This is a genomic window from Undibacterium sp. Di26W (genome assembly GCF_049340265.1).
GTDB lineage: Bacteria > Pseudomonadota > Gammaproteobacteria > Burkholderiales > Burkholderiaceae_D > Undibacterium.
In genome coordinates this window covers 45,446-59,385 of sequence record NZ_JBMPOR010000024.1, presented here as the reverse complement: position 1 = coordinate 59,385, position 13,940 = coordinate 45,446, and the positions used below count along the sequence as shown (strand labels likewise).

Below are 13,940 nucleotides of genomic sequence, written 5' to 3'. Positions count from 1 at the left end.
ATCAAAAACTCAGTGCGTCACTCGCGTCTTGGCAATCTATCGCCAGCCTTGATTGCTGAAATTTCAATCAGCAATCTCAGACAGCTTAGAACATGAGTATCCGCTATTGACAGTACACCTCAGTGCTTCGGGTGTTTGGGCCGTTTATTTTTTATTTAATTCCTCATTCAACAAACGATTTACATCTTCTGCATTATCAAAGAAATATATCGGTTCAAATTCTGCAGATACGCCTTCAAACTTATTTGAAACGTTTTGCCATATTGAAGAAAAAAAATCCTCTCTCACCATAACTTTGATCTCATTAACATCAGAACGAAATCTCGAAACCTGTGAATTTAAAAGATGCATCACCGTAAACTCTTCGAGTGCAATCCATTTTTCGCGCAAATAATTTATTGCTTCCTCTTTGAGTAATAAACTGTCAATATCAAATCTAAAAGATGCCCACCCCCATCGGACAGGTAACGCTAAGTGAGGAATTTCGTCTTCAGAAACAATTACACTACTGCAATTTGTGCAGGTCATATCGCTTTTTGAATATTTACCACAAATATCACAAATTATTTTCATACTTAACTCCCCTTAAGAAGAAATGTTTTGGCACCGCCACTATAAGTCTTAAGCATTTCTTCCCAACTCATCGTCTTACCAGTTTGGGCATCGTATAAATATCTCTCACCGTTCGGTGGCGAAGCTGCCACCCGAATTTCTTTAACATGGCACCGCCACGCGTTTTATGGAATCTATTCAAAAAGTTGGACTGCTGCCCGGCTCTCGCCAGTACGTGCATATGTCGCAAGACGAACAGACCGCGCTTGCCGTTGGCCAGAGGCATGGCAAATCAGTGGTGCTAAAAATTAAAGCCCTACTCATGTATGAACAAGGCCTTAATTTTTTTTAGGCTGAGAATGATGTTTGGCTAACCAATGCCGCACCAACTCTCTTTATCATCGAATAAAATTAATCTTCCTCCGCGCGTTCCGCTTTGTAACGTGCGGATTCCTCTCCCGCGACGCGCAGCCACTCGGAAAAATTGGGCAGAAAATACCTATCAGCCCAATCAACTCGTTTTGGATTTGAATAATCGTGGAAATAGACCTTCGGATCCCCGCTTTTGTCATTGCCGTCAAAACACGCCAACACCACGTACCCGCCGTTATAAAAACCGCTCTTATCATTGATGATTGCGAAGGGGATCAATGGATTATCCGGATATTTCTGAAGCATAGCACCATAGTAATTTAGTGAACCAGGCATATTCAAGAACAAAAACCCCCATGGCTCAAGATCGGGAATATCATCACCTTGAGCCAACTCCAAATAATGCTTCGGAAAACTGAATCCGGCGGGGAGAATAGGTGAATCGTAAAAAAATAACTGACTCATTATGGTTTTCCTTTAATGCGAGGCGAATTAGGGGAACCGTGTGGATTTGCGGTGCGTCACTCGCGTCTTGGCAATCTATCGCCAGCCTTGATTGCTGAAATTTCAATCAGCAATCTCAGACAGCTTAGAACATGAGTATCCGCTATTGACAGTACACCTCAGTGCTTCGGGTGTTTGGGCTGTTTATTTTTTATTTAATTCCTCATTCAACAAACGATTTACCTCTTCTGCATTATCAAAGAAATATATCGGTTCAAATTCTACATCCCATCAATTGATGGTCGTACACTCAACTTTTCTAGCTAAAATACCAATGGATGACTCATGACCCCGTACAATGAAGTGTTGCATGTTCTTGACGACAGGAAGAAGGCTCTTTCCGAATTCTTGAACATAAGAATCCAGAAAACAGTCCACCCATGAGCTATTGCCAATCTGCATAAGTAAGTATTTACCTGAAGTACGTCGATCAGAATCATCGTTTACTCTAGCTTGCGTCACTCCGATAAATGTAAGCTGAATCCGTTTTTCGGAAACATCTTTCTGCATTTGTACATTTAAGTCAATAGTCCACCGCCCTTCTTCTTCACCATAAAATTTCAATTTTGTTCCATAAGCACTCGGAATCAATTCAAATGGATATGTGATTTCGTTCATTGTTTATTCTCCAAGAATTTTCACGATATAGGCAGGAGGTGTCTGCCGCGTACTACCAAGAGGTCTTACTCCAATCTGCGGGGATGGTTTGAAATTCATTTCACGTAACCTTTGCATCACTGCAAAAATATTATCTGGATTTCCCAAATCTTTGCTGATCGTGCTCGTAATATCAACTATATTTGTAGGCGAATGACCCGCTTCACTTAAAGCAGTAAGTGAGCGATTGTTGACAGCTATCCTCTGTCCACCCCACCGAATGGTATTGATTTGAATATCGCTAACGGCAATCTCTCCAGATCGGATGGATTTAGCGACATCACTAACTAACGCCCCTTTAAAACGACCGGCATTACTGAATTCAGGTGAAACACCAATTTGCCCAAATTGAACAGACCCACTAGCCGGTGCTGCAGACTTTTGATTAAACATAGTTAAGTCTGCTGCTTGTTGCTCAAGGGTCGCCAATTGCACCGCATCACGCACAACACTTATTTTACCAGCATTACTCCAGGCATTAGCCCCTCCTGCGGCAGCCATGGTTGCGTCGGTTCCATACTGCCCGAAGCGTTGTGCGTCATTACTTGGCGTCCAGGTATGCAATTGCCAGGGTTGCGAATCGCGGAAGGTTTGATAGATGTCATTTGGTACCAGTCCGAATTGATTGCCTATTGCCAGGTATCCTTCGGTAGCCAGCTTGGTACCCATTATGGGTAAATTAATTAGACCAGGACCTATATCCAGGATACTTTTTAACGACCCCTTGCCAGCTTCCAGCGGGTCTTTACCAGCGGCCCTGGATGCGCGCACGATGGCTTCGCCAACCGGATCACGCACAGGGGTATTGTCTACCGGTACCCACTCAGTTCCTGAATAGTTACTCATCGCATCATAGATTGGGCACGATTCCATTGCTGGGGTATCATTCCCTCCGCCAGGACGGTAAGTAATTGGTCCTGTTGCTTCTGAATTGCGACCGCCCATTTTTTTGCGCGACCCGTCGGCTTCTTCCTGGCTCACGGTGCGGGACTGGCGTGCTGCTTCTTCTGCCTTTGATGCATACAATGCTTGATATTGTGCATCCCTTGCCAGGTAATTATTCTTCTGCTGGTCTGTCATGTCTGCCTGTCTGAGTATATCCAGACTGGGGCTCTCGATAACGCGATTGACCGACAGGTCGTGCGCGCTGCTGAGGTTGTTGTAATTGGCGTATTGGATCAGTTCATCTTCACTTGGGGTGTAGCCGTAATTGCGTTTGAATAAGTCGGTCAGGGTATCGCCTGATTCGGTGACATCGCGGCCATCAAAGTTGCCAGCCTGGTCGGACGCTTTTTCTGAACGCATCAGGTCATCTTTGGTCGTGGCAACATTACTGTCACCGTTGGCCGCATTGATAGCTGGCAAACTGTTCAGTACCTCGTCAACGCTAGCCCCATTGTAGATATTCATCTCATCAGGCTGAATTCCCTTTACTCTGTCGATTTCACTGCGTAGCCCTGGGCTGATGATGCGTGCTCTATTTGCCTGCAGAGTGTCAGATATTTCTTCTGGTGTTTGTTTATCTTCAGAGAAGTTGTGCCTATCACCCGCATCTTCAGAATCATCTTCGAATGAAGTGAGGGAGGTGCCAGGACTTGCATTGTCGCGGATCAGCAGATCTGCACCCGATGGGCGTGAAATAATACCGGTGCCGCCGACAATGCGCGTGGCGAGCTGACGTAGAAAATCGTCGATGACATTTGTTTTTTTCTGGGCCAGTGCCTCTTGCTGGTCTTGCGCAGTAACGTCCGTTTTTGGATAGGTGTGTTCTGACATTTGTTCATTACCAGCGTTGTCATCGAAGGCATAGGGGTCAATGAAATAATGGACTCTGTAGTTTGCGTACATCGTATGTTTCCTCTTGCGTTTTCTCAAAACGTGACTACCGCAGCTTGCTTTGTCTGGCGCGCTGTTTTTTTGGCATAGGTGAGCAGTCGCGTCATGTGGCATCAGGTCAGTGAACCTGTTAACACCTGTTAACAGATGACGCATGGTTGGCGCGGTTTAATAGGTAGTCGCTATTGTTGTAGCGAGTGATGTCAGCGAGTGATGCATGGATATACCCACCAGCGAGCCTATGAACAAACGAGGCAATGCAAGCCTGTGGTGGCAGGGAGATCGGTATGAAGTCTGGGTGACTACTCCCCTGCCTGACGATGCGGGCATGGGGAGCGAGGGCTTCATGTAATCATGAAAATACTTGTTAGGCAAGATGTTGGGGAAAAGGATTTCCCAGAAGTTTAACTAAGCGGCGTGCTATTTCTCGCTGCTTTTGTAGTGGTACATTTTTGGCACATATTGAGAAATCTCCATGACCTTGGCATCAATTGCCCATTGCTTCGCTTTTTTTTCCGAGGCACCGGGTTTACCTGGGTTATAGGGATTTTTTTCCCCACCATGACCGTCTAGGTAATAGCGGTCTATATGGGTTGAAGCTATCGCGGGGCCGAGATATTTGGGATTCATAGCTGCCGCTTGCGGGTCTTTCTGATTATCTCTCGCTGCGTTGCCAATGGCCTCATTAATCGTACCCTGGCCGGCGTTATAAGCAGCAATGGTCAGTGCATAAAAATCGGGATGCTTTTTTGGAACATTTATTGCATCTCCCTTGTCTTTAAGTGCAAAAGCACCAACCATAATGTTCGCCTCCGGGTCCGTACTGTATTTGGAAAAGTTATTGTACTTAGCCAGTTCCTTATGTCTTTTAACAGTATCAGCCCATGTATCTGGGGTGAGTTGCAAGACGCCAGTGGCCGCACCTGGTTTTTTGCTGTTGCGAGCGTTGGCAGGGTCTGGAGTCCCACCGGTCTCTACTTTAGCCATGGCTCTCAGGCTAGCTGCGTCGACGCCAGCCGCTTCTGCCGCAGCGTCAAAATAGGGGCGATATTCTTGGTATTTTTTTTGCGCCTTTGGATTGACATCCGGTATCTTTATTTTACCTACTTTGTCAGATCCATTTTTAGCAATCTGATCTGTTCCCTCCTTCTTATCCGAAGACAATTGATCAATTTTCTGGACAATACTGCTGATATCGTCATGCAGCTTTTGCGTATTTCTTCTATCCAGTTCTTCAGTATCTGGTTCGTCTTTGCTATCAGCACGCCTGTCGTTAACATCGGTATCTTTTGACGTTTCGGGCTTCAAAAGATCAAAGAAATGGCGGGCCGTTGCCGCTGCCAGTTCTTCTTTGAAAGCCTGGGCTTCTTCCGGTGTGCGTCGTTGTGCGGCTTCGTTGCGCGCATCTGTAAATTCTCTGGGATCAGGTGGTGCGTTCATACGATCTGCGATTTTCTTGGCTTTGTCATACAGGCCACTGACATTCACATTGCCAGCGTCGAGCCGGCGATTGAATGCGGCAAATTCCGGGGTACTAACATCGGTCTGCAATTCATCATCTGGTATGACTGCAGATTGCATATGACTGATTTCGTCCTGCTTTCTGGTTGCCAGCAGATAAGCCGCGTATCGGTCTTTCAGCGAGGCGGAGGATGCGCCCTTCACCTGGTCGATTTCTTTCTGGATTTCTGGGCTGATGGCACGTGCTTCACTTGCTTCTGGTGGCTCAGGCGTTTGCTCTGCGGTTGGTCCGGCATCAGGAGCGTCATAGCCAGAATCAAACGATGACGGATAGTCGCTATCACTATTATTTGCCAAGGCCAACAGATCAGCGCCTGACGGACGTGAAATAATGCCTTCGCCAACTGGAATGTTCATGGCAAGATAATGCATCAATTCGTCGACGGAATTGGTTTTGTTCTGAGTCAATTCATCTTGCTGGCTTTCACCTGCTGCGTCATATTGTGGATCAGCACCCTGCGACTGGTCGGGCATTTGATCTGCGTCGCCATTCTCGTCGTCGGCATAGGGGTTGTTTGAAAAGGGGCTTCTGTAGTTTGTGTACATGGTGTGTTTCCTCTTGCGTTTGCTAAATAGGGACTAACGTGCCCTGTTCTGTCTGGCGCGCTGCTGTTTGGCGTAGGCGACCAGTTGTGTCATATGGTCTTTGCTGACGCCGAACATGGGTAGCACGGCGTCTGCCACGGCCTGGGTGGTGGCGGCGATCAGGTCGGGCGTGATGGCCAGGCGTTTAACTTTGACCAACAGATCAAGATATTCAAACGCAAAGATCATGGAGGCAGGAACGACGACTTCCAGCGGCATCTGTTTGTTGCTTTGGGCATAGAGGTTGCTGATCATGCGGGCGGCCCCTGCACCGGCATCCTTTGCGGGGTTGCCGGCCTGTGCCATGCGTTGCAGGCGCATTTCTTTATTTTGCGGTGCATACATGATCGTCAGTCCGGCGTTCACCACTTTGGACAAGGCAATTTGAAATTGCGCTGCTACTTTGGATTGAATACCTTGCTCTGCCTGGGCGAGCATGGAATTGGAAGCTTGGCCAAGCATTATGTTCTCCGTATTGAGTTGATGATACCGAAGCGCGGAACATCGCTGCCGTAGCTGGTCTGTGCCTGTTTCTGGCGTTGCAAATCAAGCGCAGCTTGCTGGTTGCGCTGGTTCATGATGTTGAATGGAAGCGCCAGACCTGACTTGGTAAATTCCAGTTTTTGGGCATCGCTCATGCTGCTCCATTTGCTGCCGAGTTTGTCGAGAAGTGACGACGACCCCGATGGCGACCCCGATGGCAATCCTGTCGGCGATGGTGAGGTGTACCCACTGATCTGGCCTAAATCATTTACCGGAATGATGCCATCTTTATCCAGACCGCCAGCCAGGTCTTCTGCAGATACCGCAAACCTGTTATTGGTCGTGGTGTTGATTGTTCCATCGGTATTAAATGATGGGCCGGGAGCATTTGTACCGACCACATTACCGCCAACGTCAAGTGACGGACTGCCTGTTCCTTGCATTGCTACCGTCTGTGATGTTGGCTGAAATACCGGTTGAACAAAATTACCAGGCGGATTGACTGCGCCAGTTATATCCGTGTTCATACCCATCATGTTTTGCTGGCTTCCGATGAAGTCATTGCCTGCCATCCTCGGTCCGGCACCCAGGCCGCTTCCACCCGCAGCGCCAGTAGAGGTCATTGCTGGCGCACCACTGGCCATGGTACCGGCATCCGTGCCAAGACCAGCCAAACCGGACCCGGTATCGGCAACCAGTCCATTGCCGGCCATATTAGTGACCACGTCATCAGTCGCACCAGACAATGCGGCATTGCCAGCGCTGTCTATGGCTGCATCGGCACCCGTTGCGGCAAGTCCTTCAGCTGCGCCGCCTGCTGCTGCGCCGATAGCGCCATTGACGAGTCCGCCTATGCCGCCGACCATGCTGATCTCGCCCCCGATCTTCATCAGGTTTTTATTGCCAGTGACCGCGCCTACCACGGTGGTAGCCATGCCAACTGCGGATATTGCGGTCAACACGGTGGCGACGGTGGTCACCTCAAATGCCGCTATCACGGCTGTTGCGACCCATGCCATATTGTGTTCCTTCCAGTGTTAATTTTTTACAGTGATCCAGGTATTCCTGATCGTCCCCCGCAGTAAAATGTTGTTCTATCTTGTCGATATCGGTTTCATCTGTGCCGTGTATGCTGGTCCAGATGCAGTCTGTCAGCGTGGTGGCGATGCGTTTGGTGCCGGCAGGCGAAACGACCGTAAAAGGCGCTTTGACGTGGACCAATCCTGCCTCTGTCGTCACCAGCATTTCACCTTGCGACAAGATGTTGAGGTTGTCGTATTTGTGGATGCGGCCAGTAAGTGTTACTCCGACAGGAATATGCAATTCGCGCGCATAGACGCCGTTGGCGAAATGGTTGACGACTTTCAATTCCACCTGTGGCAGTTTTTTCATGGCGGCTTCGAGTTCATTCACCTGCTGCCTGGTGATGGGCTTGGCCTCAGTGATCCTGGTCATGGGAATGTCAATTGGTTGCTGACATCGACGTTGGCCTGGTTGATGGCAGCTTGTTGCGTTGGCGTGACGGGGCCAACTAAGCTGCCAGATGCGCCGCCAGATCCGCCACCAGATGCACTGCCATCGGCCCCCACATACGTCCCGGTGCCAGCCGCTGCTGCCGTGCCTTGCAACGTCACTTTCAAGCCTGCGGCATTGGCTGCATCGGTCAGATTTTGCACTGCTGCCATTTTTGCATTTACATCCATCGCAGAATTGCTTTGGATATTAGCAATACCGGCGATATAGTTATTCCAGGCAGTAGCCGTGTTCTGATTCGTTGCGATTGCGGCAGAGTTAGCATCATGCGCTGCGTTCAGTGTTTGCTGGCTGGCGTTGTTCATGCCTGCTATGGTCTTCTGGCTGGCTGCGCTCAGTTCAGCGATTGCACGTTGGGTGTTTGCAGAAATACCCGCTGTTGCCAGGGAGGTATTGGCGTTGCTGTCAGTATTGTATTTTGATGTTGTTGCATTGATGCCAGCCACGCCAAGAGTCGTATCAGAATTCAGCTTGGCAATAGACTGGTTGGAATTGATGCCCAGGATATTGTTCAGCAAGGTATTGCTCTGACCAGAATTGAACTGACCAGCCACATTGGCAGCATTGAAGTTCTGCAAGGCATTCTGGTTCAACTGATCGGTGTTGTACCCGGCTGCTTTGGCATAAGTTGCTGCATCCGCAGAGGCAATCGGGGTGGCGTTACGCATGACTGCATCCATGATCGCACTGTCACGGATGCTGCTGTTGCCAGTAAAACCCCGGGCAGCCGCATCTTGCGCACCGGCATGGGCCCAGGCCTGATAATAGGGATTATTCGGGTCTATCATCCTGGCCATTTGTCCTTGTGCTGTCTGGTCAGCAGTTACGCCCCAGGTCGCAGGGCTGGCTAGCGCAGCAGGATTGTATTGATAGGCACCGCTACCGCCCTGAAATGTTCCAGGGGCATTTGTTGCGCGAGAAGCAGCACCATTTGCCAGGTTCATTCCTGCCATAGCACCTGGTATGTTGATTCTTGCGGCGTTGATGATGCCGCCACCAGGTGTGCTATCGACAATTCCCTGATTGATGGGCGTATTGACTTGTGGACTAGAAAATCCATTGTTTGCTTCTACCCATGCATCACCAATTTCCATACCAGCAGCTTGCAATGCCTTAAACCTTGCCTGCATCGCTTCAGGTGTATCTTGCGCTGCCACACCGGTTGGAACCCATGAATGATTTGGGCCTGTGTAGCTACCTGTTGGCGTTGCCAGGCCTGCTTTTCTATACACTTCGTTTGGGTCAATTCCCAATTGATAAGCCGATTGCGTTTTAAGCAGTGTCGTGCTGCCTGCCGGAGCATAGCCTATCGTATTGTTTTTTACCCCTGATCCATCTGCATATTGCAGCGGTGTCAAGCCCTGCGCCTGGTTATAATCTGCGGTGCCGTAGATGTCACCAGAATACAAATCGTTATAGGCAGTTTTGTTCAGGTTTTGCTGATTAGCATATTGATCTGTAGCGGTTGATGCGACAGACCCTGCCTGCGCACCGCCCAGGTCTTTTTTCATTTGCGCTGCATAAGCGGGATCAGTAGCCCATTGGCTATTTGCATTGGTCAGATAATCACCATAATTCTGCTTTGCAGCAGTCTGAAAGTTTTTATTGACGGTATCAAATGACTGGCCCGATGCCAATTGTTGCGCCCAATAATCAACGCCTGCATTTTCACCAGCCCGGCCCAGATGCGTTTGATACAGACCTTGCGCCTGCTGAAGGTATTTGGGATCAACGGTGCTGGCAGTCGTCCCAATCTGCGCTGGCAATTGTGACATGGGGTCAGGATAGTCAGTCGCTGTTGCAGCAGTGGTTCCTGCATTGGAGGTAGTGTTGATGATGCCGCCTCCAGTATTGCTACTGGTACCTGCTGTATTTTGCGTCAGATCGGTAACAGGCGCATCGGGTGTATAAGTCGATGTACCGTCTGAATTCATTTTCCAGACCATGGCGTTTCCTTATTTGCCGATTTTAGTAGCGGCAACCAAACTGTTGAACAATGGCGCGACCAGATCCCAGGCTTTTTCAAACTGCTCTTCAATGCCGAGGCTGGCAGAAATGAAATTGCGCACTTGCAGAGCTTTTTGGCTGCCTGGCGCATCTGGGATCAGGCTTTCGATGCTGGTGATCAATTGCTTGACCTGGTCCTTGTTTTGGGCGAGGAAGTTGATAATAGAGAGAATTGCAGCGGCGATTTGTAGCATGATGATTCCTTAATAGTGACAGTGGGTAGAAAAGCTGATGCCGTTGATGCTGTGAAGGTAGTCAGCCGCGATAAGTGGTATCGAGTCCGGCGAGCGGGTTGTCTGAGTCAACGAGTTCGCCAGCGATTCGTGCAAAGGTATGATGCTCAGGCTGCACTGACTCGGGTGCTGGTGGCTCAGGTAGGATTGGCACCGGGGTTCCGCTGACTGTATTGCTTGCGCTATTTTGTTCAGGCTTGGCCGGCAGTCCAATTTTGTCGGAACTTGCAACAGTTGCTGCACCGTTGAACAGCCCGAAGCCGATAGCAGCAACAGCGCCAATATGGGTAAGGTCATCCGACGAGATATGAAAGTCGTAGCCATACAATTTCCCGATCGCAAATACAGAGCCCAGCAAGACGGCAATCAAGTTGCCCAACATTTGTTTGTTTTTGAGTTTCACAGCGTCGGCAACAGCTTGGCCCTGCCGGAATACGTTGTAGAACAGTCCTAGTTTTTCAAACATTTTGCGTCTCCCAAAGCAGGTTATTGGCCATACGATTGACCCACCCCTTGCCAAACGTGTCGAATTGCGAAAGCGAGGTGTAAAACTTGATTCGGTGTGCTGCCATGGTCTTGGCCAGCTTGTCTGGATTGCTGGCCAATGCCTTGCTCAGCGTGATGGAGCCGACAATCCCATCTTCAGCCACACCCAGGGCGCGCTGAAAGATGCGGGCGGCCGTGCCGGTACCGCAATTCACCGCACAGTCAAAAAACTCGAATGCGACAACCAGCGCGAAGCGGTCCAACCGATACGGATCCCAGAAGTCGCGCTTATACAGCGCTTTTGCCTGTTCGACAGTCAGTGCTGCGATGTCCAGATTCGGGTAACTGCGCTGGCTGATGCCGTATTTGGTCAGCTTGCCCTTATCCAGCGGATGATTGGTGATGCCACCTTCATTCGCCAGCAAGGGGGCAATACATAATTCAAAATTGTTCATGGTATGTTCCATAAAAAAAGCCCCGAAATCATCCAGGGCTTGGTCTTACACATCAAAATTTACTTCCCGCATTTCAGCCAGGATTGCACCGTCTTCGTCTCGTAGATCCTGATCAAAGACCAGACCAGGGAAGCCAATGCAGCCATTGCGGGTAGCCATCCGGCCAAGGTGGCGACAATAGTGCCAATTGATATCGCATCCAGCCACGCCGGTATATGGTTTTCCTCCATTGGATTTCCTTTTCTTCAGGCGTAAAAAAATCCGCAAATGCGGACTGTATATTCGTTCACTTCAATCAACTATGCTTTGACCAAGTGGACTGACGTGTCGTAGTTTTGCAATACATGTTCGATTACTGCTGAAAGATTGTGTACTGCTTCGTACTGCCTGTACTTACGAGATCGTAAAGGCTCCCTCATTTTTATGTGGCAGCGCTATCAAGTCGCCGGACTTGATTTTGTCTTGAATGTTCGCATGTTTCATAAAACCTCCTACAAGGTCGCTGCTGTTATGAAGAGTTGGTCCATTTGTGCATCGGTCATGCCCAGCACCGGTGTGAGTGCGACAACCAGTTGTTTTCGTCTTTCGACTGTACTTGAAAATTCCCATTCGATACGGGCTGTGTCGCCTTGTGTGCCTGGTAAAGTTGCAAGTACAGTCTCCACATGATCAAGCAAGCCTGCATTAAGTAAGGCAAGACGCGCCTGGCGCATGGTGACAACTTGCGGTATTTTCTTCTGCGGGATCGGTTTCTTTGTAAAAACAAGCCCATCATATAAGTCGCCTATCTGCACATCAACGATATCATCAATAGGTATATATCCATCCACATAGCCAATTACTACATTGATAACTACGCCGTTTTTTATTTCTGCGCTTTTCATCATCACCACCACCAGTAAATGACTACCATACCATCGCCGCCTTTGCCTGTTACCGAACCTGCTGTTCCATCAATGCCACCACCCCCACCACCTGGAAACCCACCAGCTATGCCTGAAAGACCACTACCTGCACCAGGTCCGCCCCACCCACCACCACCTTGTAAAGCGTGCAAAATACCATTTCTTACAATGCCGCTAGTAGATGTACCAACTGCATATTGGCCGGATGCACCTCCATATGCACTAGTAGATCCGCCGCCGCCACCAGCGAAAATACTTCCCCCGCCAGATGCTTGATTTGCAGCGCCGCCACCGCCCCAAACTGCGTTACCTGATGTATTTGGGAATGATATAGAACCACCATTTCCGCCACCGTAATCTGATGACGCATCTGGGAATGCGTTTGTAGCATTGCTTGAGCCATCGTTGGGCGCGCCACCAGCGCCAACGCCACTATTGCCAGCGCTAGCCATCCCCCCCCTCCTGCGCCAGAACCTGGGGAACCGCCGCAGCCGCCATACGCTTCTACTAATATCCCTAAAGCAGCAGAACCAAATGATGATTTACCTCCTGTATTACCGAATATAGATACCCCGGCAGAAGTAACCGATGCCCCTCCCGATCCAATTATTATGGGGACATTTGTTCCGATCTTAAGTGCTGATGCCGTGAAGAGTTGACGATTCCGTGCCCCCCCCCACCACCGCAAGAATTGGTAGCAGTACCCGCGACTGATCCACCGCCCCCACTGCCGCCAGCACCAAAAACATCAACAATAAAATTCTGTGCCAGTGGCAAAATAAAATTGCCTGATGTTTTGAATACCTGGTAACCACTGGGTGGCGCATTTACGTAACCTGGAAATCCAGCCATGATCAATAATCCCCAGAATGTGCCCGCACACGCCAGCCAGCGGCCACTGCGGTGCCGATGGTGGCATACAATGTATAAGTAGCAGGGATAGCTCGATTAATTGGGATAACAACTTTTGTCTGGCCTGCAATCTCTGTCAGCGTGGTGGCGGGAAGACTGACTTCTTCCCACAAAATATTGTTCGCCGCGACTGTAGGTGTCGATCCATTGTTGAGAAACACGCGCAAAACCGATGCAGTATTGGTGCCAATTGGTAAGGCTTCGACACTTTCAACATAGGCACCATTTGCCCCGGCTGCCGCCGATATTTGGGTAACCGTTCCTGTACCATCTTTCGCCGTATTAGCTGCTGTGATCAGCGTTGATATTTGGACCTTGGGGTTTAAAGGGAAAATTGGTTTTTGATTCGCGGGCATGCTTTAGCCTCCGTAATTGTTGAAAAGGTGTACATCGCTACCAACAGCCACAGCATCACTCCATGTCACTGTGGTACCGTCGCTTACAGGAACCTTGTCAACCGTTGCCGCACTCTGTCCTGGCAACGCAGCGCTCATAGCCTGCGCAAACAATGCGGCCATCGTGGCGATCTGTGTTGTGTTGGTGCCAAGCGTAGCGGTCGGCGCAGTTGGTGTGCCGGTCAATGCTGGTGAATTCAGGGGTGCATAATTGGGGAACATCGCAACAATGACGGCCTGAACAGCAGCGACAAAAGCCGTCGTCGCCCCCTTCGTCGAATTATCCCCTGGCGCTGGTGTTGCCATGGTCAGCGTCGCGCCGGTGTAATCATGTGTGCCGGTCCATGCTTGGCCAGCGATATTGCCCTTGCCGCCAAATTGCGTATTCACTCCCTCAAAACCAGCCTGGACCAGGCCAAACTCTGATTTGACGGAAACAGAAACGCCACGTGACTGCGCAACTGGCACGCCCGTTTGCGCGTAATACGGATTAGTCATACCTGC

General features: G+C 49.5%; 17 protein-coding genes and 1 pseudogene. 1 reads left to right on the top strand and 17 read right to left on the bottom strand.

The genetic code is table 11. The annotated features are described in order from the left end of the window. Window positions 1-144: 144 nt before the first annotated feature. Window positions 145-573 carry a hypothetical protein gene (locus tag ACO0LM_RS23070; protein ID WP_423040332.1) on the bottom strand — a complete coding sequence of 143 codons (429 nt, stop codon included), beginning with the start codon at window positions 571-573 and terminating at the stop codon, window positions 145-147. 157 nt (window positions 574-730) lie between these two features. Between ACO0LM_RS23070 and ACO0LM_RS23065 the strand changes: the two are divergent. After that, window positions 731-904, top strand: a pseudogene (locus ACO0LM_RS23065) (RNA 2'-phosphotransferase); the annotation flags it as partial. Between the two features lie 59 nt (window positions 905-963). On the opposite strand, the gene ACO0LM_RS23060 reads toward ACO0LM_RS23065, so the two are convergent. From ACO0LM_RS23060 to ACO0LM_RS22985, 16 genes are all read right to left on the bottom strand, one after another. Then, a complete protein-coding gene (locus tag ACO0LM_RS23060) occupies window positions 964-1,389 on the bottom strand; it encodes a hypothetical protein (RefSeq protein WP_423040330.1) in 426 nt (141 codons plus the stop codon). A 270-nt stretch (window positions 1,390-1,659) separates the two neighbouring features. Beyond that, window positions 1,660-2,046 carry a hypothetical protein gene (locus tag ACO0LM_RS23055; protein WP_422979769.1) on the bottom strand — a complete coding sequence of 129 codons (387 nt, stop codon included), beginning with the start codon at window positions 2,044-2,046 and terminating at the stop codon, window positions 1,660-1,662. Between the two features lie 3 nt (window positions 2,047-2,049). Further along, window positions 2,050-3,933, bottom strand: a complete 1,884-nt coding sequence (locus tag ACO0LM_RS23050) for a hypothetical protein (RefSeq protein ID WP_423040328.1) — start codon at window positions 3,931-3,933, stop codon at window positions 2,050-2,052. A 408-nt stretch (window positions 3,934-4,341) separates the two neighbouring features. Continuing rightward, window positions 4,342-5,988, bottom strand: coding sequence for a lytic transglycosylase domain-containing protein (locus tag ACO0LM_RS23045; RefSeq protein ID WP_423040326.1), 1,647 nt, complete (start codon window positions 5,986-5,988; stop codon window positions 4,342-4,344). A 33-nt stretch (window positions 5,989-6,021) separates the two neighbouring features. After that, on the bottom strand, window positions 6,022-6,489 hold the full coding sequence (locus ACO0LM_RS23040) for a hypothetical protein (RefSeq protein ID WP_423040324.1): 468 nt from the start codon (window positions 6,487-6,489) through the stop codon (window positions 6,022-6,024). Beyond that, window positions 6,489-7,529: a hypothetical protein gene (locus tag ACO0LM_RS23035; RefSeq protein WP_423040322.1), complete on the bottom strand. Its 1,041-nt coding sequence runs from the start codon at window positions 7,527-7,529 to the stop codon at window positions 6,489-6,491. The genes ACO0LM_RS23040 and ACO0LM_RS23035 overlap by 1 nt, the downstream gene beginning before the upstream one ends. After that, the gene (locus tag ACO0LM_RS23030) at window positions 7,492-7,965 is read right to left on the bottom strand and encodes a hypothetical protein (protein WP_423040320.1); all 474 of its coding nucleotides are present in this window, start codon (window positions 7,963-7,965) and stop codon (window positions 7,492-7,494) included. Before ACO0LM_RS23030 ends, ACO0LM_RS23035 begins: the two co-directional genes overlap by 38 nt. Then, window positions 7,962-9,989 (bottom strand): DUF4214 domain-containing protein, encoded by a 2,028-nt coding sequence (locus ACO0LM_RS23025; protein ID WP_423040318.1) that lies wholly within the window; start codon window positions 9,987-9,989, stop codon window positions 7,962-7,964. The genes ACO0LM_RS23030 and ACO0LM_RS23025 overlap by 4 nt, the downstream gene beginning before the upstream one ends. Before the next feature lie 9 nt (window positions 9,990-9,998). Continuing rightward, window positions 9,999-10,244, bottom strand: a complete 246-nt coding sequence (locus tag ACO0LM_RS23020; protein WP_423040316.1) for a hypothetical protein — start codon at window positions 10,242-10,244, stop codon at window positions 9,999-10,001. A 61-nt stretch (window positions 10,245-10,305) separates the two neighbouring features. Next, window positions 10,306-10,749, bottom strand: coding sequence for a hypothetical protein (locus tag ACO0LM_RS23015; protein ID WP_423040314.1), 444 nt, complete (start codon window positions 10,747-10,749; stop codon window positions 10,306-10,308). Next, window positions 10,742-11,224, bottom strand: coding sequence for a glycoside hydrolase family 108 protein (locus ACO0LM_RS23010; protein WP_423040312.1), 483 nt, complete (start codon window positions 11,222-11,224; stop codon window positions 10,742-10,744). Before ACO0LM_RS23010 ends, ACO0LM_RS23015 begins: the two co-directional genes overlap by 8 nt. 491 nt (window positions 11,225-11,715) lie before the next feature. Next, the gene (locus tag ACO0LM_RS23005) at window positions 11,716-12,111 is read right to left on the bottom strand and encodes a hypothetical protein (RefSeq protein ID WP_423040310.1); all 396 of its coding nucleotides are present in this window, start codon (window positions 12,109-12,111) and stop codon (window positions 11,716-11,718) included. Further along, window positions 12,111-12,281, bottom strand: a complete 171-nt coding sequence (locus ACO0LM_RS23000) for a hypothetical protein (RefSeq protein ID WP_423040308.1) — start codon at window positions 12,279-12,281, stop codon at window positions 12,111-12,113. The genes ACO0LM_RS23005 and ACO0LM_RS23000 overlap by 1 nt, the downstream gene beginning before the upstream one ends. 11 nt (window positions 12,282-12,292) lie before the next feature. Further along, the gene (locus ACO0LM_RS22995) at window positions 12,293-12,562 is read right to left on the bottom strand and encodes a hypothetical protein (protein WP_423040306.1); all 270 of its coding nucleotides are present in this window, start codon (window positions 12,560-12,562) and stop codon (window positions 12,293-12,295) included. 421 nt (window positions 12,563-12,983) lie between these two features. Further along, window positions 12,984-13,397: a hypothetical protein gene (locus ACO0LM_RS22990; RefSeq protein WP_423040304.1), complete on the bottom strand. Its 414-nt coding sequence runs from the start codon at window positions 13,395-13,397 to the stop codon at window positions 12,984-12,986. A gap of 3 nt (window positions 13,398-13,400) precedes the next feature. Then, window positions 13,401-13,934, bottom strand: a complete 534-nt coding sequence (locus tag ACO0LM_RS22985) for a hypothetical protein (RefSeq protein ID WP_423040302.1) — start codon at window positions 13,932-13,934, stop codon at window positions 13,401-13,403. Between the last annotated feature and the right edge of the window lie 6 nt (window positions 13,935-13,940).